The sequence below is a fragment of the Paenibacillus sp. FSL R5-0928 genome, from assembly GCF_037970385.1.
Lineage (GTDB): Bacteria > Bacillota > Bacilli > Paenibacillales > Paenibacillaceae > Paenibacillus_AQ > Paenibacillus_AQ odorifer.
Genome location: NZ_CP150225.1, coordinates 5,081,817 through 5,107,302, shown reverse-complemented (window position 1 = coordinate 5,107,302; position 25,486 = coordinate 5,081,817). Strand labels below are relative to the sequence as shown.

General features: G+C 42.1%; 18 protein-coding genes. All 18 read left to right on the top strand.

The window, feature by feature from the left end; genetic code table 11:
• Positions 1–9: 9 nt before the first annotated feature.
• The 18 genes from pgmB to MKZ16_RS23045 all read left to right on the top strand — a co-directional run bounded on the left by pgmB (position 10) and on the right by MKZ16_RS23045 (position 25,441).
• The gene (pgmB, locus tag MKZ16_RS23130) at positions 10–648 is read left to right on the top strand and encodes a beta-phosphoglucomutase (RefSeq protein WP_076104370.1); all 639 of its coding nucleotides are present in this window, start codon (positions 10–12) and stop codon (positions 646–648) included.
• An 830-nt stretch (positions 649–1,478) separates the two neighbouring features.
• Positions 1,479–3,272 (top strand): histidine kinase, encoded by a 1,794-nt coding sequence (locus tag MKZ16_RS23125; protein ID WP_036682936.1) that lies wholly within the window; start codon positions 1,479–1,481, stop codon positions 3,270–3,272.
• 19 nt (positions 3,273–3,291) lie between these two features.
• Entirely contained in the window at positions 3,292–4,620 is a 1,329-nt protein-coding gene (locus tag MKZ16_RS23120) for a response regulator (protein ID WP_076104372.1), read from the top strand.
• A gap of 117 nt (positions 4,621–4,737) precedes the next feature.
• Positions 4,738–5,658 carry a sugar ABC transporter permease gene (locus MKZ16_RS23115; protein ID WP_038572554.1) on the top strand — a complete coding sequence of 307 codons (921 nt, stop codon included), beginning with the start codon at positions 4,738–4,740 and terminating at the stop codon, positions 5,656–5,658.
• Between the two features lies 1 nt (position 5,659).
• Positions 5,660–6,532, top strand: a complete 873-nt coding sequence (locus MKZ16_RS23110; protein ID WP_036682930.1) for a carbohydrate ABC transporter permease — start codon at positions 5,660–5,662, stop codon at positions 6,530–6,532.
• 132 nt (positions 6,533–6,664) lie between these two features.
• On the top strand, positions 6,665–8,131 hold the full coding sequence (locus MKZ16_RS23105) for an extracellular solute-binding protein (protein ID WP_036682927.1): 1,467 nt from the start codon (positions 6,665–6,667) through the stop codon (positions 8,129–8,131).
• A 405-nt stretch (positions 8,132–8,536) separates the two neighbouring features.
• Positions 8,537–11,158, top strand: a complete 2,622-nt coding sequence (adhE, locus tag MKZ16_RS23100; protein WP_038572553.1) for a bifunctional acetaldehyde-CoA/alcohol dehydrogenase — start codon at positions 8,537–8,539, stop codon at positions 11,156–11,158.
• Between the two features lie 252 nt (positions 11,159–11,410).
• Complete coding sequence (gene pflB / locus MKZ16_RS23095) at positions 11,411–13,672, top strand: formate C-acetyltransferase (protein ID WP_036682923.1); 2,262 nt, start codon at positions 11,411–11,413, stop codon at positions 13,670–13,672.
• 216 nt (positions 13,673–13,888) lie between these two features.
• The gene (gene pflA, locus MKZ16_RS23090) at positions 13,889–14,626 is read left to right on the top strand and encodes a pyruvate formate-lyase-activating protein (RefSeq protein WP_036682920.1); all 738 of its coding nucleotides are present in this window, start codon (positions 13,889–13,891) and stop codon (positions 14,624–14,626) included.
• A 437-nt stretch (positions 14,627–15,063) separates the two neighbouring features.
• Positions 15,064–16,470, top strand: a complete 1,407-nt coding sequence (locus tag MKZ16_RS23085; protein ID WP_036682919.1) for an extracellular solute-binding protein — start codon at positions 15,064–15,066, stop codon at positions 16,468–16,470.
• A gap of 128 nt (positions 16,471–16,598) precedes the next feature.
• A complete protein-coding gene (locus MKZ16_RS23080; protein ID WP_036682917.1) occupies positions 16,599–17,483 on the top strand; it encodes a sugar ABC transporter permease in 885 nt (294 codons plus the stop codon).
• Positions 17,483–18,313: a carbohydrate ABC transporter permease gene (locus MKZ16_RS23075; RefSeq protein ID WP_036682912.1), complete on the top strand. Its 831-nt coding sequence runs from the start codon at positions 17,483–17,485 to the stop codon at positions 18,311–18,313. Before MKZ16_RS23080 ends, MKZ16_RS23075 begins: the two co-directional genes overlap by 1 nt.
• 28 nt (positions 18,314–18,341) lie before the next feature.
• Positions 18,342–20,195: a sensor histidine kinase gene (locus MKZ16_RS23070; protein ID WP_076104373.1), complete on the top strand. Its 1,854-nt coding sequence runs from the start codon at positions 18,342–18,344 to the stop codon at positions 20,193–20,195.
• Positions 20,173–20,964 (top strand): response regulator, encoded by a 792-nt coding sequence (locus MKZ16_RS23065; protein ID WP_036682908.1) that lies wholly within the window; start codon positions 20,173–20,175, stop codon positions 20,962–20,964. The genes MKZ16_RS23070 and MKZ16_RS23065 overlap by 23 nt, the downstream gene beginning before the upstream one ends.
• Positions 20,965–21,323: 359 nt before the next feature.
• The gene (locus MKZ16_RS23060; protein WP_178420210.1) at positions 21,324–21,470 is read left to right on the top strand and encodes a hypothetical protein; all 147 of its coding nucleotides are present in this window, start codon (positions 21,324–21,326) and stop codon (positions 21,468–21,470) included.
• Positions 21,471–21,792: 322 nt separating this feature from the next.
• Entirely contained in the window at positions 21,793–22,770 is a 978-nt protein-coding gene (locus tag MKZ16_RS23055; RefSeq protein ID WP_235219484.1) for an ABC transporter permease subunit, read from the top strand.
• 15 nt (positions 22,771–22,785) lie between these two features.
• Positions 22,786–23,748: a carbohydrate ABC transporter permease gene (locus MKZ16_RS23050; RefSeq protein ID WP_235219483.1), complete on the top strand. Its 963-nt coding sequence runs from the start codon at positions 22,786–22,788 to the stop codon at positions 23,746–23,748.
• 94 nt (positions 23,749–23,842) lie between these two features.
• On the top strand, positions 23,843–25,441 hold the full coding sequence (locus MKZ16_RS23045) for an ABC transporter substrate-binding protein (RefSeq protein ID WP_076104374.1): 1,599 nt from the start codon (positions 23,843–23,845) through the stop codon (positions 25,439–25,441).
• Positions 25,442–25,486: the final 45 nt, after the last annotated feature.

Here is a 25,486-nt window from a genome sequence, read left to right as displayed (position 1 = left end):
AGCAAATCAATGTTGGAAAATATGAAAGGCGCCATCTTTGATCTGGACGGCGTGATCGTAGATACAGCCAAATATCATTATTTGGCGTGGGCGAGTCTTGCAGATGAGCTTGGCTTTAAATTCACGGAGGAGGATAATGAACGGCTTAAAGGTGTGAGCCGGATGAGATCGCTTGATATCCTGCTGGAAGTGGGTGGCCTGGAATTTGAGGAAGCAGAGAAGCAGGCAATGGCGGAGAAGAAAAACCGCCTGTACGTAGAATACATTTCTCGACTCGAGGAATCGGAGCTGCTGCCTGGAGTGAAAGAATACCTAACAGGATTGAGATCACGTGGGATTGGGATTGCGTTAGGTTCAGCCAGTAAGAACGCTGAGTTTATTTTGAATAAGCTGAACATTACAGACTTATTCGATGCAGTTGTTGACGGCAACAAAGTGTCACTAGCCAAACCTGACCCAGAGGTATTCCTGATCGCGGCTCAAGAGATAGGCTTGCAGCCGGATGGATGTGTTGTGTTTGAAGATGCTGAGGCAGGCGTTCAAGCAGGTAAAGCTGCTGGAATGAAGGTTGTAGGTATCGGCAAACCTGAGGTGCTGAAAGAAGCTGATCTGGTCGTAAAAGGATTGTATGAGCTGCTGACAGACTAAATTTCTAAATGAACAAGGGACCGACTCCAAAGTAGCGGATGACTTTGGGGGCGGTCTTTTTTTGTGCAAAGTCTCTGTATTTAGCTAGCTCAGACTGTCTATCGGACCTCATAGTCGCTATTAGCCAAAATTCGGCTCATTTGCGAACCTATCGGACTCCATAGTCTCTATTGGCTCGAAAAGCCCACATATCGCGTATGTTTGGAACGAATAACGCCTCTGGAGTCCGAAACTCCCCGTAAAAGCTGAAATTTGACCAAATAGCTGCATCTGAGTCCGATCGCTCATCGTGAAGGGGTGTGTGGGAATGTAAAACGCCGAATAAGTAGTAAGTCGCACATTAAGTAATCCAACGCTCAAGAAGCAGCTAAATAGCACATCAAGTAATCCAGACGCCCAACAGCAAAGCACATTCAAGTATTGAAGTACTTGAGTGTTCAAGTGTTCAAGAACATACATCGCACTTCTTCCATATAGAGTTCATTCCTCCTAGCCCCACGCAGTGGTCTTTACGCCGTCCGCCCCTTTTTCTGTTTGCGGTTTTTAAGAGTTCGTTGATGGAGTTGCGAAGTGGAGGTTTGGAGCTGGAGAAACGCCAGTGGTCGCCTTTATCCTCGGATTTCTACCGCTCAGCGGTAGAAAATCAGGAAATCTGAGGATAACAGCGATCGTAAGCCCAAACGCTCCACGTAGTGGCGAACATATCATCGTGCTCTTTTTATCCGTCCAACAGAAAAAACTACATACAAATGAACATAAAAAACTTTAAAATAAACATATGTAAGCGTTTATCACTTTGATATAGTTATTGAACCCGGAGGTGTATCTCGATGTTGTCTAGGCTGATTCGGCCGATTCTGAAGCTGAACGTCAAACAGCAGCTTATCCTGCTGTTTCTGATTATGATCTCGCCCATTCTGTTTTTGAACATTTACGGGAATATGAAGGCTGAGCAAATTCTGAAGCGCCATGTGACGAATGCTTATGTAGAGCTGAACAAGCAAAACTTCACCATCATTAACCGAGATATCGATACCGTAAATAAAATTACTACCACTGTAATTCAAAACCCTCTGATTCAGCAGATTAATATGACGGGTTCGGATACCATCCTGGAGCGGGTTAAACGCTATGAGACGATAGAGAAGCTGTTGGTCAGTTACTCGCAGGGAGCTGAGCGTGGGGACGGCATCTATTATTCCCTTTATATATACGATCCCGAGGATTATTATTTTTTTGCACCCAATTTCCCACAGGTTAAGAAGGCGGGGGTATATTTCTTTTCCAAAGCGGAAGAGCCATATTGGTTCGAGGAGGTTGTCCAGAAAAAGGGCCGCGGATCTCTAAAATTCACAGGGAAGCTAAGTGCGCAAGCGGAAAACTTGAAGACTCTTACCTATATGAGAGCTGTCAATAACATCTCCAGGAAAGCTGAGACTATTGGGGTCTTAGTCATTACCAAGATGGACGCGAAAATCGGAGAATCCCTCAAATCCATATCGTTGCCTGATGGTGATATTTACTTAACGGATCTGGATAATCGTGTACTCGCTTCTACTACGAATAATACTGGTGAGATCATTACGTTGCCGGAAACGGTCATTGCTGAGGATTTGGAAGGTACCGTGGATGTTATTACCTCGGATTTTATTTATGTGGTCAATAATAACCACGCCTTAGGACAGAAGCTAGTCTACAAAATCGCCGTAAAAGCACTGCTGCAGCAACAAAACGAAATGAAAAGTGTGATTCAATACATAACTGTGGCCTATGCTGTTTTTGGATTAATCATGATTACTTATTTCTGGCGTTCATTAATGACGCCTTTGCAAAAGTTAGCCTTTTTCGTCCGAAAGTTTGAGCCAGGCAATCGTGTCCCTGAGACGCCAAAAAGAGGGAGTAACGATGAGGTCAGTGTGCTGATTGGATCTACCTATGACATGGCCCGCAGGCTTAATGGACTAATTACTTATAAATATCAGATGGAGCTAAAACAGAAGGAATCACAGCTTCAACTGCTCTATCAACAGATCAATCCGCATTTGCTCTACAACACTTTGGAGAGTATTTACTGGAAAAGCTCGCTGGAAGGTAACGTTGAATCCGCCGAGATGATCAAGGAATTATCCAAGCTTATGAAGATTAGCCTCAGTCGGGGAAGGGAGCTGATTAGCCTTGAAGAAGAGCTGGAGCATGCAACGGCCTATATCAAGCTGCAGCAGCACCGGTATGATTATATATTTCGTGTTGTAATGGAGATTCATCCAGATACGAAAAGAAATCTAATTCCTAAAATTACCCTGCAGCCGTTAATTGAGAATGCTATTATTCATGGTGTCAAAAATATGGGCGAGGATGGGGAAATCATCATTAGCGCAGTTTGTGTGGACGATACCGTCGAGATCACTATTGAAGATAACGGATATAAGTCTGTTGATTATCAGGCCATTGAAGCTGTGCTGAATGACGACAGTCCAAATCCGGCCAGCGGTTACGGGATTCGCAACATTAACCAGCGCATACATTTACACTTTGGCTCTGATTATGGCATCAGCTATACGCCTCGTAAAGAGGGCGGTACATTGGTGACGGTTAAGCTTCCGAAATCAGAGAATCAGGACTAAGGAAGGGGAGCATACAGATATGTTCAATATATTAGTTGTGGATGACGAACCCTTGATTTGTAAAGGGCTGAGCAATTTATTAGCTTCTTCGGGGTTAAACATAGACCATATTTATACAGCAAACAGTGGTTTTGAAGCGCTGGACTGCATTCGGATGGAGGAAATAGACCTGCTCGTTACTGATATTCAGATGGGCGCAATGAGCGGGATTGATCTGATGCAGCATGCAAAATTGGCCAAACCCTGGGTACAGACCATCGTGATTTCTGCACACGAGACATTTCAATATGCGCAAATGGCGGTTAGGCTTGGCGCGAAGGATTATTTGATCAAACCTTTGAACAGTGAGCAATTTCTGGATTCGGTGCGAAATGTGCTGCTTAAGATGGGCAAACCATCACCAGAATTGGACATTTTCATGTCAGGGATTAACGAAAGCTTTCGGCTGGAAGAGCCGCTTCCGGAATACAGCAAGTTATTAAATGAGCTGCTCAATGAGCCTGAAGGTGTACTGTGTGATGCAGAACGCTTACAAAAGCTGGATAACCTGAAGCTGCAAGGGCCGTATTTTTCCGTCTTAAAAATTAAGGTGCCTCTGGCTGGAATGAATCAGGAGAAGCACTACACCCTGCGGGACAGACGGCTTCTTTGTTATGCCGCGCTGAATATCGCCAAAGAGCTGATGGATCAGGAGTGGAACTCGACAGCCTTTTACGCAGAGGATGAAGAAATAACGATCATTATTCAATGGGATGAAAAAAGCTATGAAGATTCGTCTGCCAGTCAAATCAATAGGCTAGATATTCTTGGCCGCAGTCTTCATTTTAATATTCAAAAATATCTGCACTTAAATGCAGTCATCGGCATCAGCCAGATTCTCAAGGGTCTATCATTTATGGCTGTATTGAACCGTCAAGCCTCCAAAGCCATTCTTTGGAATAATGAACATAATGACCATTATGTGTTTTACTACGGGGATTTTAATTGGAACAGCTACACAACCGATCCTTCAGTAGAAGAGCTTCATACACGCAGCAATCTGATTGTAGAGAAAGCAAGAGAGTATATTGACGAGAACTATGCGCAAAAAGGATTAACCATCCATGAAGTGGCTAAGAAAAACCATGTCAGTCCTAATTATTTGAGCTATTTGTTTAAGAAAAATACAGGTTACAACCTGTGGGAATATGTAATTAAGCTGCGGATGGAAGAAAGCCGGGACATGATTTTGAACACTGATCTTCGCAGATACGAAATTGCCGAGCGTGTAGGTTATGAATCACCGGAGCATTTTAGTAAAATTTTCAAAAAATATTATGGGATTAGCCCCAGTGAATTGAAGAAGTAAAAACACATACTACTTCGGTAGATTTAGACATGTTCAGTACAACCCTCATTTTCTACAATTTAAGGTAGGAAGCATTTTGCGAAAAATGCTGAAAGAAAAATGGAATGAGGGAGCCTGATGAATCAAACCGCAGTTGTATCCGAAAATCCGCCGGCGCTGAAGGGTACACCTTACAAGCAAAACCGCTGGAAGAAAAACTTTTGGGGATATATGTTCCTCGTACCTGCTGTGATTATTTTTGTAATGTTCCTGTGGGTGCCAATTTTTAAAGGCTTGTTGTACAGCTTTTACCATGTTGATTTTGTAAAAGGAAATAGCTTTGTTGGTTTTGAGAACTACGCTAGAGCCCTTAGTGATCCAGATGTTTTGACCGCGTTAAAAAATACAGGGTATTACATGCTTCTATGTCTTATTATCGGGTTCTGGGTTCCGATCGCTTTTGCCATTATGATCTCGGAGCTGAGAAGGTTTGGGGGCTTTGTACGGGTAGCGGCTTACCTTCCTTTCGTTATGCCTGGTGTGGTTCTATATGGACTCTGGAGATGGCTTTATGATCCGGTGGGCCCAATCAATGCGGTATTAAGCACGCTTGGTGTGGACCAGGTTGCCTTCCTGACAGATACAAGGTGGTCGATGATTTCTCTTGTTTTTATGGAGACGTGGCAGCAGTTTGGATCAGGGATGTTAATATACTTGGCTGCTGTACTCAGCATTCCGCGGGATTGGTATGAAGCAGCTGAGATTGATGGGGCTGGTGTGTGGGCACGTATAAAGTACATCACATTGCCTTCGCTACGTAATTTGATCATTTTGATGTTGATATTACAGATTATCGGGACTTCACAAGGGTATCAGTCACAAATGGCGCTGCTTGATGGTGGACCGAATAATACTACGCTTACCTATGCGCTGCTGATCGTAAAATATGCTTTTACGCGACTCGATTATGGAACGGCGACTGCGCTTGGCATGCTAATGTTCATTGTCCTAGGTGGTTTGGGCATTTTACAGTTCAAGCTTAACAAGGAGGACAACTAAGATGAAGAGCGCAGACAGAGGGATTCTCTCAGAACATGATTTGAAAAAAACAAGCAATAAGATCGTTTATGGCTTGATGTGCGTGGTCATTTTGATTATGGTGTTTAGCATGCTGTATCCGATCTGTATGACGTTATTTAACGGACTGAAATCGAATCAAGAGGTGAACTCATTCCCACCGCATTTTTTCCCGCAGGAATGGCACTTCAGCAACCTTAAGGAAGCGATGAATTACATTGATCTGCTGATGTTCCTTAAAAACACCATTTATATTTTTGTGGGGAATATGGTCGTGACACTAGTAGTATTGGGAATGTCTGCTTTCAGCATTTCTCGTATGAATGTCCCTTACAGAAAGGCAATTTATTTCTTTTTCCTGATGACATTGTTTATTCCGGCGACCAGCTATATGATTCCCAACTTTGTCAATCTAAAAGAGCTTGGATTACTGAATCAGTACGCTGCTTTTTGGCTGCCTGCTGGTGCGAATACATTCTATTTTCTACTCTTAAAGAACTTTTTTGATGGGATACACCCTGAAATTTTTGAAGCAGCGCGGATTGACGGTTCCTCTGAGCCGAGAAGCTTTTTCTCCATTGCAGTGCCATTGTCGGTTCCGATTTTTGCTACGCTGGCGATCTTTATCTTTTCTACCGCATGGAATGACTGGTTCTGGCCATCTCTGGTTATGCACAGTGAAGAGAAATATACGCTCGCGACAGCAATCTATAAATACGTTATTAATGTAAAGGCACTTAATACGAATATTAAATTCGCCATCCTATTTATCGTATCGTTGCCGCCGATCCTTGTCTTCCTGATCTTCCAAAAGTTCATTATGCGTGGCGTCGCATTATCAGCAGTTAAGGGATAAGCGCGGATCGACGGATTTAGTCACGGATCGTAAACATGCACATGAAAGGAATATAAATGCACCTCGTTTGTAAACGATTTCTCTTTTATGATCGATATGTAAGATAACTATGAATTGAAAAGGGGAGTTTCAATGCGTAAGTACTCTAGCGTGCTACTAAGCCTCCTTGTGGCCGGATCGTTGTTAACCGCTTGCGGCGGTAATAACAATAACGGAAACACGACAGGAAACAAGGAAGGGGAAGCGACTACTGCGCCAACGAATGCTGCAACAGATAATGCTGGCAGTGCTACAGCAGCGCCAACTGATGATATCACACAAAGAAAAGTGACCATCAAAATTCACTATCCAACCCCTGACCTAACCGAAGTTAGAGCACAGGAAGATGACAAGATCAAACGTTTCCAAGAGGAATATCCGAATGTTGAAATCGTCAAAGACGATTGGCAGTACAATGTAAGTGAAATCGGCATCAAAATGGCAGCGAATGAAGCTCCAACCTTCTTTAACACCTACGCTACAGAAGCAAAATTCCTAGTTGAAAAAGGCTGGGTAGCTGACATTACGGATCTGTGGAATAAATACGAATTTAAGGATCAAATTAACCCGGTTCTCCAAAATCAATTTATCATTGACGGTAAAGTCTTCGGCGTAACTCAAAAGGGTTATGTAACAACCACAATGATCAACAAAAAAATGCTGGACGAAAAAGGCGTTGCTGTTCCACCTATGGATTGGACTTGGGATGATATGCTGAATACCGCCAAAGGCGTAGCTGATACCAAAAAAGGTATTTCCGGTATTGCTCCAATGGGTAAAGGGAATGAAGCAGGCTGGAACTGGACCAACTTCCTGTTCGAAGCTGGCGGTGAAATTCAGAAGATTGAAGGCGGTAAGGTTGTAGCTACTTTTAATTCTGAGGCTGGGATTAAAGCGCTGGATTTCTACAAGAAACTTAGATGGGAAGCAAACGCGATTCCTCAGGACTGGGCACTGGGCTGGGGTGATGCTGTAGGCGCATTCCAACAAAGTCGTACAGCAATGGTAATGGCTGGATCTGACGGTGTTATTGAGCAAGCGTTGAATCAGGGCGGTCTGAAACCAGAAGATGTACTTACGTATCCAATGCCTGCAATGGAAAAAGGCGGAAAACACACCGGGGTACTTGGTGGTGACTACCTTGTAATCAATCCAAATGCAACACCAGACGAGCAAGAAATGGCATTCCGTTATATTACATTTGATTACTTCTCCGATAAAGGTCTAGAAGCACTGGATGCGGTTCTGCAACAACGTACAACGGATGGTAAATACTTTATTCCGCCGCTCTTAGATTACTATTCTGCAGATTCTGACTTCGGCAAGAAAACGAAAGCTGTGTATGATAAATATACAAATGTATATCAATACAGCCCTGATATTTTAGGTTTGCTGGACGGTAAACCGGAAGCGCAATACAATACACAGGACTACTACGCAACCATGTCCAATGTAATTCAAGAGCTGTTCTCCAAAAAAGGAACAGATTCCAAGACACAGCTTGAAGCTGCTGCCAAAACAGTGCAAGAGAAATTCTTCGACACAATTAAAGTAGAATAGCTAGGAAGAACAGAACCGGCTCCATAGGAGTCGGTTTTTTTATGTTTATATTATTGATATTTTTATAAATCAACACGACGGGGGGCATCCGACTATTTTTTAGAGGCCAATGGAAAAATAGAGTGTCAACAAAATTAGATTTGCTTTTTTAAAATATTTTTGCGAGCAGAAAGGCAGAAAATGGGTATCAGTTCTTGTCTTTTTAAACGCAAACTTTAAATTTAAGGAATAATAAAGCATAAATAATGGAAAAAAAGCTATAATATGATCGAATGAAAGCGCTTTGAAAACAAATCAAAAAAACTTTATACTTTGTGAAAGATTTCACTATACAAGGTGGAAATGATGTGATAAGATAAATGTGTAGAGAAAAACAACCTAAAAATTGACAGGAGGACGAGGGAGATGGCAGTTAAGAACGAAGTCGCCGCCCAAGTTAAACAAACTACCGCTGAAGAGTATATTCAGACTTTAGTGGATAAAGCGAAAAAAGCACATGAGGCATTCATGGCGCTGGATCAAGAGCAAGTTGACACAATCGTTCATGCAATGGCGTTGGCTGGACTCGACAAACATATGTACCTCGCTAAATTGGCTGTAGAAGAAACTGGCCGCGGGGTTTACGAAGACAAAATTACTAAAAACATCTTCTCGACAGAATATATCTGGCACGGAATTAAATACGATAAAACAGTAGGCGTTATTGAAGACAATGCTTATGAAAGCTTCCAAAAAATTGCTGAGCCCGTCGGAATTGTAATGGGTATCACACCGGTAACCAACCCTACATCCACCACGATGTTTAAAGCGTTGATTTCGATTAAGACACGGAACCCTATTATATTCGGTTTCCACCCATCTGCGCAAGAGTGTAGTGCAGCAGCTGCTAGAATTCTTCATGATGCGGCTGTAAAAGCTGGCGCACCTGAGAATTGTATCCAATGGATTGAAATGCCAACGATGGACAAAACAAACGCTTTGATGAACAACCCTGACGTTGCACTTATTCTCGCAACAGGCGGTTCTGCAATGGTAAAAGCAGCTTATAGCTGTGGTAAACCAGCTCTTGGCGTAGGTCCTGGTAACGTACCTGCATTCATCGAAAAGAGCGCGGATATCGATCAAGCCGTAACGGACATCATTCTTTCCAAAACATTTGATAATGGTATGATCTGTGCTTCCGAGCAAGCTGTTATTATCGAAGAACCAATCTTTGATCAAGTGAAAAAGAAAATGATCGCTAATGGCTGCTACTTTGTTAACAAAGAAGAAGCTGCCAAACTTACTAGCGGCGCTATGAACGTTGATAAATGTGCGGTTAACCCAGCAATCGTTGGACAATCCGCAGTGAAAATTGCTGAAATGTGCGGCATTCAAGTTCCTGCCGGCACTAAGATTCTGGTAGCAGAACTTGAAGGTGTAGGCACTAAATATCCATTGTCCGCTGAAAAATTGAGCCCTGTGCTTGCTTGCTACAAAGTTAAAAACGCAGATCAAGGTATCGAACGCGCAGCACAAGTTGTTGAATTTGGTGGTATGGGCCATAGTTCGGCTATCCACTCCAACAACGAAGAAGTAATCATGAAGTTCTCCAACCGTCTGCAAACAGGACGTATTCTCGTTAACTCGCCTTCCACTCATGGTGCGATCGGCGATATCTATAACACTAACATCCCTTCGTTGACGCTGGGCTGCGGATCTTATGGTCGTAACTCCGTGTCGCAAAACGTTACAGCAATTAATTTGATCAACGTGAAAAGGGTGAATCGTCGTACCGTGAATATGCAATGGTTTAAAGTACCTGACAAGATCTATTTCGAAAAAGGCGCTACTCAGTACCTGACCAAAATGCCTGATATCACACGTGTCGCAATTATCACTGACCCAATGATGGTTAAGCTCGGATATGTTGAGAGAGTTGAACATTACCTGCGTCAACGCCAAACTCCTGTAGCGATCGAAGTGTTCTCGGAAGTTGAACCAGATCCATCGACAACTACAGTTGAAAAAGGTACAGCAATGATGAACAGATTCCAACCGGACTGCATCATCGCACTTGGTGGTGGTTCCCCAATGGATGCTGCAAAAGGAATGTGGTTATTCTATGAACATCCAGACGCAGACTTTAACGGTCTGAAACAAAAATTCATGGATATCCGTAAACGGGTTTACAAATTCCCTAAACTTGGAAACAAAGCTAAGTTTGTAGCGATTCCAACTACTTCGGGTACGGGTTCGGAAGTAACATCTTTCGCAGTTATTACCGATAAAACAACTGAACAACACACTAAATATCCTTTGGCTGACTACGAGCTAACTCCAGACGTAGCTATCATTGATCCAGAGTTCGTATATAGCTTGCCAAAAACTGCTGTAGCTGATACAGGTATGGACGTATTGACACATGCCATCGAAGCTTATGTATCTGTTATGGCGAGTGACTACACTGATGGTCTGGCAATTAAAGCAATCCAATTGGTATTCCAATACCTTGAAAAATCGGCGCTTGAAGGCGACAGAGTTGCCCGTGAAAAAATGCATAACGCATCAACACTTGCTGGTATGGCCTTTGCTAATGCTTTCCTGGGTATTAACCACAGTTTGGCGCATAAATGGGGCGGTCAATATCACACTGCTCACGGTCGTACTAATGCGATCCTTATGCCACACGTTATTCGTTACAATGCTAAGAAACCTACGAAGTTCGCTTCGTTCCCTAAATATTCACACTTCGTAGCTGACGAGCGTTATGCAGAAATCGCCCGTATTCTGGGATTGCCAGCTCGCACAACTGAAGAAGGTGTAACTAGCCTGATCAATGCTATTCGCGATATGAACAAAAAACTGGGTATCGAAGAATCCTTCCAACAACTGGGCTTTGATCCTAAGGATTTTGAATCCCGTGTAGATTACTTGGCTGACCGTGCATTTGAAGATCAATGTACAACTGCCAATCCTAAGCTGCCACTGGTATCTGAACTTGCAGATGTGTACCGTAATGCTTTCTACGGAAGATTTGATAATTAATATTTGGTTAAGTAGATAATAGGATGGTTGTGGACTAGATATAAGTGACAAATATCACCGGAAAGGTGATATTTGTCACAGTCTATTTATAGAAAATAAACTAAAATGTTTATATAAACAACGGTCCCATACATGGAACAATGATTGTGAATTTTCGAACAACCATATCTTTCTTGGGATCACGAGACACGGGATCAACCTTCAAGCCCGCGATCTCTACAAATATTATAAATATAGATGGAGGGATTTAGCATGTCGGTGATTGAAAAAGATGTACAAGAAGTGAAATCCGGTTGGAGAAGTTTTACAAAAGGTAAATGGTCCAGAAAAGTTGACGTTAACAACTTTATCGCAAGTAACATTAAGCCTTATGAAGGAAACGAAGAATTCCTCGTAGGACCTACTAGTAACACAACTGAACTATGGAAGATTATTTCCCAATTGAGCAAGGAAGAAAGAGAAAGAGGCGGCGTATGGGATGTTTCCCTAGATACTGTCTCCACAATCACTTCACATGCTCCAGGCTACATTGACAAAGACAAGGAACAAATTGTAGGCGTACAGACTGACGCTCCTTTCAAACGTTCCATCCAGCCATTTGGCGGGATCAAGATGATGGTTGATGCTACGAAGGCTTACGGCTTCGAGCTTCCACAAAACATCGTTGACATGTTTACGAACATTCGCAAAACGCATAACCAAGGCGTATTTGATGCATATACACCAGACATGAGAGCTGTGCGTAAATCCGGCGTAATTACAGGTCTTCCTGATGCTTACGGCCGCGGACGCATCATCGGCGACTACCGCCGCATTGCTCTGTACGGTATTGATTTCCTCATTAAAGACAAAAAACAACAACAAACTGAGCTTGAAGTTGATTCCATGACTGAAGATATTATTCGTTTGCGTGAAGAGCTGTCCGAGCAAATTCGTGCACTTGGCGAATTGAAAGAAATGGCAGCCGCTCATGGTATGGATATTTCCAGACCAGCGACCAACTTCAAAGAAGCTACTCAATGGGTATACTTCGGGTATCTGGCAGCAGTTAAAGAGCAAAATGGTGCAGCGATGTCCCTAGGCCGTGTGTCCTCTTTCTTGGACATCTATGCAGAACGCGATATTGCTGAAGGTACTTTGACTGAAGAACAAGTACAAGAAATCGTCGATCATTTCGTAATGAAACTGCGTATCGTGAAATTCTTGCGTACACCTGACTATAATGATCTGTTCTCCGGTGACCCAACATGGGTAACTGAATCCATCGGTGGTATGGCTGAAGACGGAACAACTCGTGTTACCAAGAACAGCTTCCGTTTCTTGAACACCCTGTACAACTTGGGTCCAGCTCCGGAACCAAACTTAACTGTACTGTGGTCCGAAAAATTGCCTGAAGCCTTCAAAAAATATTGTGCTAAGGTTTCCATTGAAACTAGTGCAATTCAGTATGAAAATGACGATGTAATGCGTCCATACTGGGGTGAAGATTATGCGATTGCTTGCTGCGTATCTCCAATGCGTATCGGTAAACAAATGCAGTTCTTCGGCGCTCGTGCCAACCTGGCAAAAGCATTGCTGTATGCTATCAATGGTGGTATAGACGAAAAATCCGGAGCACAAGTTGGACCGGAATTCCCAGCGATCACTTCTGAATATCTGGATTATGACGAAGTAATGAAACGTTTCAAACCGATGATGGAGTGGTTGGCTAAAACTTATGTTAACACTTTGAACATCATTCACTATATGCATGACAAATATTCTTACGAACGTATCGAAATGGCGCTGCATGACCGTGACATTCTGCGTACGATGGCTTGTGGTATTGCTGGGCTGTCCGTTGCAGCTGACTCACTAAGCGCAATTAAATACGCCAAAGTAAAACCTATTCGTAACGAACAAGGTATTGCGATCGACTTCGAAACCGAAGGCGAATTCCCTTGCTACGGTAACAATGACGATGCTGTAGACAGCATCGCAGTAGAATTGGTTGAAACCTTCATGACTATGATCCGTAAAAACAAAACATATCGTGATTCTGTGCCAACTCAATCGGTACTGACCATTACTTCGAATGTAGTGTACGGTAAGAAGACAGGTACTACACCTGACGGACGTAAGAAAGGTGAACCTTTCGCACCGGGTGCTAACCCAATGCACGGACGTGACAAGAAAGGCGCCTTGGCTTCCCTGAACTCTGTAGCTAAACTGCCTTACTCTGATGCACAAGATGGTATCTCTAACACGTTCTCCATCGTACCTAAGGCACTTGGTAAAGACGAGGATTCCCGTAAGTCTAACCTGGTACACATGATGGATGGATACTTCCATAACAACGCTCAGCATTTGAATGTTAACGTATTTAACCGTGAACAGCTGATGGACGCTATGGAGCACCCAGAGAACTATCCACAATTGACTATTCGTGTATCCGGCTATGCAGTTAACTTCATCAAGCTGACTCGCGAACAACAAATGGATGTAATCAACCGTACATTCCACGGTTCGATGTAATTTGTTTCTGTCATGAAGATCTTTGAATTAGTACTACATTGAAATAATTGCAAGGAAGATACCGCCCTTGTCTCAAGGGCGGTAATATCTTGTTTGAGAATTGTTAAAATTTTAAATTTTATAGCCGCGATTTAGGGATATGACAGTCTCAAAGACAGGAAGCTTCATCGTTGAAAGAGGGACTGTTAGTCTGTCGTGGCGAAAGGATGACATCCTATGATTAAAGGTCGCATACACTCTTTGGAAACCTTTGGAACCGTTGATGGACCTGGTATTCGATTTGTCTTGTTTATGCAAGGCTGCTTGCTGAAATGTCAGTATTGCCATAACCCTGATACTTGGGCTTTAGATGAAGGTAAAGAAATGACTCTAGAAGAAGTGCTTTCGGAGATCGAGCCATATATAAACTACTATCGTTCATCCGGTGGCGGGTTAACTGTATCCGGTGGAGAACCAACCTTGCAGGCGCAATTTGTAAAGCAGTTATTCACGGAAGTGAAAAAACGTTGGAATCTGCATACCACATTAGATAGTAATGGCTACAACGAAGGTGACAAGATTAATGACTTATTGGACGTTACAGATTTGGTTATGCTTGATCTGAAGCATATTGATGAAGAAGCGCATATCAAGTTAACTGGTAAATCCAATGATAGAACTTTGAAGCTTGCACGCTGGCTCTCAGACCATAATCGTAAGATGTGGATCCGACATGTGTATGTACCTGGTATTCATGATCGTGAAGAGGATCTCATTAACTTAGGTCGTTATATTGGAACCTTAAATGGCGTCGAGAAATTCGAAATCTTACCTTATCATCAGATGGGTATCTATAAATGGGAAATGCTCGGCAAAGCTTATGAACTGGATGGAGTACCTTCTCCAACAGAAGAAGAAGTGCAACGGGCATATCGCTTGGTAGAAGAAGGTCGTAAGCAAACGGCATTGGTATAATAGATATATATTTTTAAGAGAGACCGTACCCTCAGTGGTTGATCACTGAAGGTGCGGTTTTTTGTTATGAGGAAGTAAAAAGGGAGGGGATAAAGCTCCTCTGAGGGGGTAGTTTTATACTATTCCTAATAAAGACATGCTATAGTTACACGTGGTTAATGGGATGGATAATAAATGAATATGTCAGGTAATGTGACTATTTGGATGTTTTATTAATTGTTTCTAGAGTGAAAACAAAGTTTTGTGATGAGAAAAACAAATAAATTAAGCGATTTAACATTTTTGTGTTATGTAATATAACTTATAATGTAGTTGATTCCGCTTACATTAGAGATTTTTATCCCTATAGTGGATGAATCTTAACCTTACGATAATGAAGTCTGTTTTCTATAATAAGAAGTGTAAAGCACATCAATATATAGGGAGGGTCACAAGAAATGAAAAAAAGTATGACTTTGCTATTGTCCCTGATTTTCGTATCATCAGCTTTACTGACTGGTTGCGGAGGCAACAACAATGAGTCTTCTAACAAAGGAGATGGAAACGCTACCGCGACTAATTCAGCCGCTACAAATGCTCCTGCAACAGAAGAACCGGTAAATAACGAGCCATTTGAAATGACGATTCGTCACACTCAAATCGGTGCAGACAAGCAGAAACGTCTGGCTATTCTCGAAGAAGTAGTTAACAAGGTACAAGAGGATGTACCGGGTCTGACCTTTAAACTCGATGGGGTAGATTCAGATGTAAACCGTAAAGAAAAATTGCGTGGTGAAATGGCTGCGGGTAATCCGCCGGAAATCTTCGATCTGTTCGGTAGTCCTGACTCCAAGATCTATGCTAAAGAAGGTAAATTACTTGACCTGACTCCAATTCTTGAGGAACTTGGAATTAAGGATAAATTCTCAAATCTTGATCCTTTCACTTATGAAGGAAAAATCTATGGATTGCCTATCGGTGGTTCTGGAGAAGGCTTCTTCTATAACAAAGAATACTATACAAGCAAGGGCTGGAAGGCTCCAACAACGTTTGCCGAATTGGAACAACAATTGGCTGATATCAAGGCTGATGGAAAAGTACCTTTGGCTGGTGCATCCAAAGCTGGTTGGGTACCACTTATGTTAGCTAACCACTTGTGGTCACGTTATGCAGGTCCAGATGTAACTGCTAAATTTGCAACAGGCGAAGCTAAATGGTCTGATCCAAATGTAGTAAAAGGATTTGCGAAATATAAAGAATGGGTTGATAAAGGCTACTTCAAAAAAGGCGAACTTGGCTTTGAATATGCTGAATACACAACACAATTTACTAGTGGTGAAGCGATCCTGCTGTATGATGGTACTTGGAAATCCTCCGTATTTAAAACTGGCCAATCTGGCGAAGGTTTGATCGGTAAAGTTGGCTTCTTCAATATCCCAGCAGTTGAAGGCGGAGCGGGCGACCAAACTGCATTGATGCGCGATGTGAACAATGGTTATGGTTTCTCTGCATCTGCTGAGAAAGATCCACGTCAATTGGCTGCTGTGAAATCTTTTATTAAAAACTTATTTAATGAAGAAATGCAATTGCGTGGACTTGTTGAAGATGGTGTATTGCCAGCAATGAAGATTGACCAAAACGTATTGAATGAGAATATTACTGATGATCTGATGAGCGAAATCGTAGGTGTACTTAACAACTCACAATCTTCGTTCCCAGCATTTGACTCTCTTGTTCAAGCTGATGTAACTACAGAAATCAGTAACATTCAAATTCAAAAACTGATTGGCGATCAGACGACTCCTGAGAAAATGGGCGAAGCTTTGCAAAAGGTACAAGAAGAAGCAAACGCAGCAGTTGAATAAATAGCTGCAAACTGAATGTACCCTGGTGCTAAATCCAGGGTACATTTTTAAAATCAAAGAAAATATGTGTTTGCACTTGATCTGAAGCATTCACTATTCGCCAGATGTCAAAGCAACCGGAGGTAGTCATGAATAAAGCATTAAGAAATCCAGTGGTATTTTTCCTTTTCGTTCTTCCAGCATTGATATTGTTCACGATGTTTTTCATTTACCCCATTTTCAGTTCTATTTATTACAGTTTTACCAGTTGGAACGGTGTATCGGAGACGGTTAAATCAGCCGGATTAAGTAATTATGAGAAAGCATTAGGAGATGAACGATTCTGGATATCCGTTAAAAACAACGGTTGGTTTATTCTTTTCTCCGTATGTATCCAGGTACCGTTGATCGTATTCTTCTCGTTATTGATTTCTAATGTGAAGAAGTTAAAAGGCTTATATAAGACAGCAGTCTTTATGCCTTCCATTATGTCTACAGCAGTTATCGGTATTCTCTGGGGGTTTATCTATGAGCCCAACATTGGACTTTTTAATAAGCTCCTTAGTCTAGTAGGAATTAATCCTATTTACTGGCTGTCAGATGAGAGATTTGCAATGCTTTCTATTTTGTTGACGAATGCTTGGCAGTGGACTGGATTTTATATCGTTATGGTCCTAGCGGCGATTCTAGCTATTCCTGGTGAATTGGATGAAGCTGCAGCCATTGACGGCGCAACCGGATTTCAACGCGCTACCCGTATCACGCTCCCACTAATCGTACCGATCATCTCGGTTGTAATTATGCTATCCATTGCTGGAGCAATGAAAGCGGCGGATATTGTCATCGTTATGACTAAGGGGGGACCTGCAGGTTCAACCGATGTAATGGCAACATACATGATTAAATATGCGATCACGAACTTTAAGTATGGATACGGAAATGCCATCGCTGTCCTGATCTTTGCGTTTACACTGGTGGTTACAGTCCTTTATCAGCTGCTGATTGCACGTCGTACAGAAAGGATTGAATACTGATGCCACGCGCCCTGAAAAAGAGTCTGCCACATATTGCCCTTTTATTCTATTTGTTAGTGATCCTGTTTCCTTTCCTGTTCGTATTATTCTCTTCTGTGAAAAAGGATAATAATGAGATTGCGCTTAATCCTTTTGGCATTCCAAAGGAATTCGTCTTCAATAACTACGTCGAAGCTTGGGTAAATGCCAAGATCAGTACTTACTTTTTCAACAGTTTGTACATTTCGATACTTGCTTCTGTAGTGTCCATTCTGCTTGCGTCTATGTTTGCTTTTGCGGTTACGCGGATGCGTCAGGGGAAATGGAATACTATTTTGTTCTCACTGGTTTTAGTAGGAATGCTCATTCCGAATAATGCTTTAATGCTGCCGATTTATACGATTGTACGTAAGTTAGGAATACTGAACACCCACTGGGCGTTGATCATTCCTTATATCGCCAATGCGATTCCATTTACCATAATTATTTTAGCAGCATTTATGCGAAATTTACCTAGAGAAATAGAAGAAGCTGCGGTCATGGATGGCTTGAAGGCACCGGGTATCTTTGCTAGAATTATTGTACCTCTAACGGTTCCGGCTATGGTTACTGTATTCATTGTTAATTTCCTGGGAAATTGGAACGAGTTCTTGCTAGCTAACTACTTCCTGTCGAATGACGAGCTGCGAACGCTTCCAGTAGGTATGGTCCAATTCCGTGATCAATACCAAATGAACTATGCACAAATGTCAGCCGGTATCGTCTTCAGCGTCCTGCCGGTAATTATCATTTATGCTATTCTGCAGGAGAAGATTATTGAAGGTGTAACAGCGGGCGGCGTAAAAGGATAACTTTATTCTCAGTCAGGGGCACTAGCCGATGAATTTGCGCTATAAATTATTTACGGCATTTTTGGGCCTGATTATCATTCCTTTATTTATTCTAGGCATGCTTATGTTTTTTGTGACTTATAATTCTATTGAGAAAAAGTACAGCCAGCAGTCGGAATACTCACTTAAAGCGATTAGCTACAGTATTTCTAATGTACTAAAAGATATGGATAACGTTACAGACAACGGAATTGCTACCTCGGTATTTCATATGGCCCTTAGTGCAGATGATCCTACCAATCAGGATTTGACTGATGCTGAGCAACTGAATCTGAATGCGAGCCAGCGCAATTTCCGTAGTCTGTTGTTTAATCATCCATCGATCAGTTATGCGTTTTTGTACAATTTTAACGGTAGAGGTAACTCTGAAATCGTGTCGCTTTTTAACAAGGAAAATTTCCGAACGCTACCCTATGATACATTCAAAAAAAGTGATCTGTACCAGGAAGTTATGGACTTGAATGGTGTGCCGAAATGGCTGGCTCCTCACGAGTATCCCGAGCTTACGGGTACTGAACCTGTGTTTACACAAATTCGCTTAGTGAAGGAATTGAGCTTCTTTCAGAACATAGGTATCCTAGTTGTGCAGATCAAGAATTGGGAGTTCGAATCCATATTTCGCAATCTAAAAATTGGGGATAGCAATCAGGATGTATCCTTTATGCTTGTAAATGATGATGGAATGATTCTTTTTGACCCAGATCAAAAGCTGGATGGACAGGACTTCCAGTCTTTCGCGGATAAAGAGATTACCTTTAAAAAAGGGTTTCAGAGTTTCAAAACAGAGTACAACGGGGAGAAAAGCATTCTTTCCATGTATCACTTGAAGGACTATCCATGGAGTCTGGTATCTGTGACTTCTTGGGATACGCTGTCTCACGAAGTTACAGTATTTGCTCGCTGGTTCGTCGCTGTGATTTTCCTTTGCTTATTGGCAGCTGTGATCTTCAATTTATTTTTTATGAACCGGATTACCGGCGGCATCGCTGTCATTGTTCGTTTTATGCGCCGGGTTGAAGACGGAGATCTGACCACTAGGGTAGAAGTTAAAGGAAATGATGAGCTAACGCTGCTTGCTAAGGGTTTTAATGATCTTATGGATAAAATCAATGGGTTGTTTAACAGAATTCATGTGGAGCAGCGTCGCAAGAATCAAGCTGAGATGCGTGTTCTGCAGGCACAGATTAAACCACATTTTTTATTCAATACATTAGAATCAATCAATGTTCTCGCTATACAGAATGAAGGCAAAAAAGTTAGTGAGATGGTCTATAGGCTGGCCAGTATTTTGCGAATCAGCATTCAGGATCGGGAAGAGATTACACTGGATGAAGAAGTTAAACATTTGCGCAATTATTTGGATATACAAAAATTCCGCTTTGAAGATTTGTTCGAATACGAGATCGATATTCCGAATGAATTGATGAGTTGCGGTATCCTTAAACTCACTTTACAACCGCTTGTAGAGAATAGCATTCAACATGGATTTGAGGGCATTGATTACAAAGGTCATGTTTCTGTGAAAGTTTGGGAGAAGCAGGGGGATTTGATTTTACGTATTGAAGATAATGGTATTGGTATTACACCGTCTCAGTTAGCTATTTTTCAATATATTGTGAATGATCCTGTGGAGCAAGAAGTTAAGGTTGAACGGGATAACCGGATGAATCTTGAACGCAGAGGTCTTGGTATTCGCAGTGTAGCAGATCGCATCCGCATTGAATACGGTGACAGGTACGGAATATTTATCTGTTCTAGTCCAGGTCATGGTACTATTATCCAATGTGTCATACCTAAATACGAGCAGGGGGAAGATCATTATGCTAAAAGTATTATTGGTTGATGACGAAGCCCCAATTCTGAATAATCTGAACAGGGTGTTGCCTTGGCAGGAGATGGGGATGGAGGTTGTCGGTATGGCGCGAAGCGGGATGGATGCTTTGCGTATTGCCGAGGAGAAACAGCCTGATCTTGTGTTATGTGACATCCGTATGCCAGTGATGGACGGGTTAACTTTTATCGGTAAGTTGCGGGAGATGGGATTGGATAGCGAGGTGCTGCTTCTTACCGGATATCAGGAGTTTGATTATGCACGGGAAGCGATTCGGCTAGGTGTTAAAGAGTATATTTGTAAGCCGATACATTATGAAGAGCTTGGCAATAAGGTACGGGAAATTGGGGCTAAGATCCGTAGTAAGCAGTTTAAGAATAAACTGTATAATAGCATTCCAATTTTTCAGGAAATCCCTGAAGGTGAAGATGATTCTGGCAAAAAAACACCGGATCAGCTGATGAACCAAGCAGCTAAGTACATCACAGAACATCTCCATTCTGATATTGGGATTGAGGAAGTGGCGAATAAGATCGGGATTAGTGGCAGTTATTTCTGTCTCTTATTTAAGAATCGTTTTGCTATGACTTTCGTGGAATACGTGACCCTACAACGAATTGAAGCTGCTAAGTTTATGCTAACTAACAGTGATAAGAGTATTACGATGATTGGCTCCGGAGTTGGCTATCAGGAGCGGCGTTATTTTACCAAGGTATTTCAGAAGCAGACGGGGATGTCGCCTAAGGAGTATCGCGACCGATGCCGGACCGAAGTGCAGTGAGGTCGGCGTCGCTCTGAGGAATGTTTGTTGCTGAGTGGTGAGGTTAGCGTCGCTCTGAGGAATGTTTGTTGCTGAGTGGCGAGGTTAGTGTCGCTACAAGGAATGTTTGGACTTCCGGTCGCTGTTATCCTCAGATTTCTTGATTAGAAACCGCTATTAGCGGTTGAAATCCGAGGATAAAGGCGAACGCTACGCTCCTACAGTTCCAAACTTCCTCTCCGTTCCTTCTCCCTCACCCCTCTTCGTAGTAGTATAGGGGCCGTCCCACACCTACGGATGTGGGCCTTTCTGGGAACACAAGGGCTGATTGCCTAGTTAATCTAAGGCAGGCAGGTATTATCAACCAGCCCTTGGCTGTGATGAAGAGAAAAGATTATCAACCAGCCTTGGCTGTGATAAAGAGCAAAGATTATCGACCAGCCTTAGCTGTGATGAAGAGAAAAGATTATCGACCAGCCCTTGGCTGTGATGAAGTACAAAGATTATCGACCAGCCCTTGGCTGTGATAAAGTACGAAGATTATCAACCAGCCTTTGGCTGTGATAAAGAGAAAAGATTATCGATCAGTCCTTGGCTGTGATAAATGCGATTAAGGTACATAAGCTATGATTAATTAAATTTTTTGCCTCTATTTAGAGGCTGAAGAGATGGTTTTCCTTGATTTTCGAGGATAATCGTCTCTTTTTTTATAGAAATATAATATGTTCCCTATACTCCCATAAATTATCATATGTTTTAATTAGAGTGTAAGGAGGATACGCAAAACGTTAGGCAAGCAAGAGTATTTGGGACTTAAGAATGGGATGATGGAGAATGGGGGAACCAAAAATGAGTGTGACGAATCCTTCCGTCAGCTTGTCAGAAGTAAAGAAACCAGGCAGGGGAAGAACGCCGAATTTTCTTAGAGTAATGAAGAAATATTGGGTGTTCTATTTGATGATGTTACCTGCGATAGTGATTCTAATCATCAATAACTACATACCGATGTTAGGAACGGTAATTGCATTTAAGGATATCAATTACCAAAAAGGGATTCTGGGTAGTGATTGGGTCGGGTTAGCAAACTTCAAATATTTAATCTCGACGGAGACGGCCTGGATCATTACGAGGAATACGTTATTGTATAATACGGCGTTTATTATACTGACGCTATTTTTTTCGCTAGCTTTCGCAATTATGTTTAATGAAATGCGTAGCAGATGGCTATCGAAATTCCATCAAAGCGCTATGTTTCTCCCTTATTTTCTCTCTTGGGTCGTCGTAAGTTACTTAGTATACGGCTTTCTGAGTGCAGAGCACGGGTTCATGAACAAGACATTACTCCCGTTCTTTGGGGTAGATCCTATCGAATGGTATTCACAGTCTAAATATTGGCCTGGGATTCTTGTAATTGTGAAGATATGGAAAGAGATTGGGTATACAACGGTTATTTATATGGCCGCTATCATTGGAATAGATAATGAATATTATGAGGCGGCACTTATTGATGGAGCTTCTAAATGGAAGCAGATTCGAAAAATCACGCTGCCCCTGATCAGTCCAGTTATTATAGTAATGACGCTGCTGCAGATAGGTAGGATTTTTAACGCAGACTTCGGATTATTCTTTCAGGTTACGAGAAATGCAGGAGCGTTATACTCGACGACGCAGGTTATCGACACTTATGTATATCAGACCTTCCTTGCAATCGGTGATATAGGAATGTCTTCAGCCGCGGGTCTCGTTCAATCTGTTGTAGGATTTCTATTGATTTTCTTGGCGAATCTAGCAGTGCGACGAATCAGTAAAGATGATGCTTTATTTTAAAGGGAGGTGGGAGTGTTGAGCCAGACAGAAACAGCAATAGGGTCGTCACGGCGTACAGGAAAGCGCACAAAACGGCAAAGACAACCCAATGAAATATCTAATATATCTAATTTGCTAATTAATATATTCTTTTGGATATACACAGCGATTTGTGTGGTGCCGCTGATCCTCGTAGTTATTGTATCGTTTTCGGACGAGAATTCCGTTATTCAGAACGGGTACAGCTTTTTTCCTAACAAGTGGGATATTTCTTCTTATGAATTTCTGTTAAAAGATTATTGGCAAATTATCGATGCAGCTTCCGTTTCGTTATTTGTGACTGTGGTGGGCACGATTCTGAGTCTTATCATTATGGCTATGTACGCTTACCCTATCTCACGTGGAGATTTTCCACATCGTAATTTCTTCTCATTTTTTATGTTTTTTACAATGTTGTTTAATGGTGGCCTTGTGCCTTGGTATCTGGTCTACACGCGAATGATGCATATGAAGGATACGTTATGGATTCTAATTATGCCGCTGCTGGTTTCTGCTTTCTTTGTTATCATCTTACGAACCTTTTTTGCCAATACCATACCGCCAGCTTTAATCGAATCTGCTAAGATCGATGGGGCGCCAGAATTCCGGATCTTCGTTCAAATTATTTTGCCTTTATCTATGCCAGTATTAGCTACAGTAGGTTTGTTTCAGACCCTGGCCTATTGGAATGATTGGTACCTTAGTTTGATCTTTATCTCACCCGAAGGTCATGTCAATTTACAATACCTAATGTATAAGACGATGCTGAATGTTCAGTTCCTGACTGCAAGTCCTCAGGCGATGGCTGCCTTAGCTGCACAAGGTGTAGAGATCAATATTCCGACAGAAACGGTAAGAATGGCGATGGCTGTTATTGGTATTGGACCTATCGTGTTTGTATATTCCTTCTTCCAGAAGTATTTTATTAAAGGGCTTACCGTGGGTGCTGTCAAAGGTTAAGGACGATTGTCATGGCTTAATTCGGCCGCTTTATGCTAAGGTGTGAACGGCCGATTCAGCATATATAAATATTTTGAGGGAGGTTATGGTGTATATGAAAGCTGTTAGAAAAAGCGCACTAATGACACTATTGCTAACGATGGTACTGAGTCTTAGTTTAGCAGGCTGCGGTGGGAATAACGGGAATAATGAAGCAGCTTCACCTGCTCCAAGCGAAAATGCAACCGCTACCAATGCTGCTGCTACGGATGAGCCAGCCGCAGATCCTACTGCCGAACCGGCAAAAGAATTGGAGCCTTATACCGTCAAGTTAATCTATGTCGGTGCAGTGCAAAAGGATGAAAAAGCAGTAGAAGATGAAATCAATAAGTTATTGGAACCTAAAATCAACGCCAAATTGGATATCGCACCGATCGATTGGGGTCCATGGGACAATGATGTCAATCTGAAAATTGCGAGTCAGGAAAAATTCGATATCATCTTTACAGCTCAATGGAAGAACTACGTAACGAATGCAGCTAAAGGCGCTTATCTCCCGATTAATGAAGATAGCGGCAAATATGGTAATCTCCTAAATGAATACGGCCAAGGGATTCTAAAAAATCTGGATCCACAATTCTTAAAAGGTTCAGCGATCAATGGTGTGAATTATGCTGTTCCTACAAACAAGGAGCTGGCTGCACAAGGTGGGGTTGTCTATCGCTCCGATATTGCGGATGAACTGGGCATCGATATGTCAAATGTGAAATCTATCCAAGATCTGGATGCAGTTCTCAAAGTAGTGAAGGAGAAAAGACCTGACCTGACTCCATTGTATTTCAAACAAGGTGAGACCTTTAACTCACAATACATGGCACAATACGATACCCTTGGTGATGCTGCCATTCCTGGTGTTCTGCTTAAAGATTCCTCAGATACTAAGATTCAATCGATGATTGAGATGGATCGTTATAAAGAAATCATTAAACTTACTCGTGAGTATATGAAAAAGGGTTACATTAACAAAGACGCCGCAGTTGCTACGAATTCGACTCAGGATGCAATGAAGGCTGGCAATGTCTTTATGACAGTGCAATCGCTTAAACCAGGTAAAGATAGTGAGCTGGCGAATGCTACCGGCTTGGTTGGCAAGCTGAAACAAATTGCATTCAATGATCCAACGATTTCTACTAGTGATGCTGCTGGATCTATGCTTGCGATCTCCGCTTCCTCTGGTGATCCGGCCCGGGCTATGATGGTGCTAGATATTCTGCACACAGATAAAGATATCAACAATCTGCTTGTTTTCGGTATAAAAGGTGTGCACTATGAAGTCGTAAGTGGTGATACGATCAAAGCTACAGATAAAACAGCTGATTATAATACGGCTGCAGCTTGGATGCTTGGAAGTCAATTCCTGAACCCCGTGTGGGAAAGTGAAGCTCCAGACAAATGGGAACAATTCAAAGCCTTTAACTCTAAAGGTAAAGCCTCTGTAGCGCTTGGTTTCAACTTCGACGCCTCCGCGATGAAGACTGAAATGGCTGCTTGTAAAGCTGTAATGGATGAATACGACATCAGTTTGGATACGGGTTCTGTTGATCCTGATACCGTACTGACTAAGTATGCTGATAAGCTGAAAAAGGCAGGGCTCGATAAGATTATTGCAGAGAAGCAAAAACAGCTGGATGCTTTCTTGGCTGCGCAAAAATAAAGCGAAAATGAATTAAAAAAAGGCTCTCCCCAGCAGGCTAATTTA

Excerpts from the sequence above, each read along its gene's own strand:
- MKZ16_RS23105 (WP_036682927.1), top strand. The coding sequence starts at position 6,665 with ATGCGTAAGTACTCTAGCGTGCTACTAAGCCTCCTTGTGGCCGGATCG.
- pflB (WP_036682923.1), top strand. The coding sequence starts at position 11,411 with ATGTCGGTGATTGAAAAAGATGTACAAGAAGTGAAATCCGGTTGGAGA.
- MKZ16_RS23085 (WP_036682919.1), top strand. The coding sequence starts at position 15,064 with ATGAAAAAAAGTATGACTTTGCTATTGTCCCTGATTTTCGTATCATCA.
- MKZ16_RS23070 (WP_076104373.1), top strand. The coding sequence starts at position 18,342 with ATGAATTTGCGCTATAAATTATTTACGGCATTTTTGGGCCTGATTATC.
- MKZ16_RS23120 (WP_076104372.1), top strand. The coding sequence starts at position 3,292 with ATGTTCAATATATTAGTTGTGGATGACGAACCCTTGATTTGTAAAGGG.
- MKZ16_RS23065 (WP_036682908.1), top strand. The coding sequence starts at position 20,173 with ATGCTAAAAGTATTATTGGTTGATGACGAAGCCCCAATTCTGAATAAT.
- MKZ16_RS23125 (WP_036682936.1), top strand. The coding sequence starts at position 1,479 with ATGTTGTCTAGGCTGATTCGGCCGATTCTGAAGCTGAACGTCAAACAG.
- MKZ16_RS23110 (WP_036682930.1), top strand. The coding sequence starts at position 5,660 with ATGAAGAGCGCAGACAGAGGGATTCTCTCAGAACATGATTTGAAAAAA.
- MKZ16_RS23075 (WP_036682912.1), top strand. The coding sequence starts at position 17,483 with ATGCCACGCGCCCTGAAAAAGAGTCTGCCACATATTGCCCTTTTATTC.
- MKZ16_RS23080 (WP_036682917.1), top strand. The coding sequence starts at position 16,599 with ATGAATAAAGCATTAAGAAATCCAGTGGTATTTTTCCTTTTCGTTCTT.
- MKZ16_RS23060 (WP_178420210.1), top strand. The coding sequence starts at position 21,324 with ATGAAGAGAAAAGATTATCAACCAGCCTTGGCTGTGATAAAGAGCAAA.
- MKZ16_RS23055 (WP_235219484.1), top strand. The coding sequence starts at position 21,793 with ATGAGTGTGACGAATCCTTCCGTCAGCTTGTCAGAAGTAAAGAAACCA.
- MKZ16_RS23045 (WP_076104374.1), top strand. The coding sequence starts at position 23,843 with ATGAAAGCTGTTAGAAAAAGCGCACTAATGACACTATTGCTAACGATG.
- pflA (WP_036682920.1), top strand. The coding sequence starts at position 13,889 with ATGATTAAAGGTCGCATACACTCTTTGGAAACCTTTGGAACCGTTGAT.
- adhE (WP_038572553.1), top strand. The coding sequence starts at position 8,537 with ATGGCAGTTAAGAACGAAGTCGCCGCCCAAGTTAAACAAACTACCGCT.
- pgmB (WP_076104370.1), top strand. The coding sequence starts at position 10 with ATGTTGGAAAATATGAAAGGCGCCATCTTTGATCTGGACGGCGTGATC.
- MKZ16_RS23115 (WP_038572554.1), top strand. The coding sequence starts at position 4,738 with ATGAATCAAACCGCAGTTGTATCCGAAAATCCGCCGGCGCTGAAGGGT.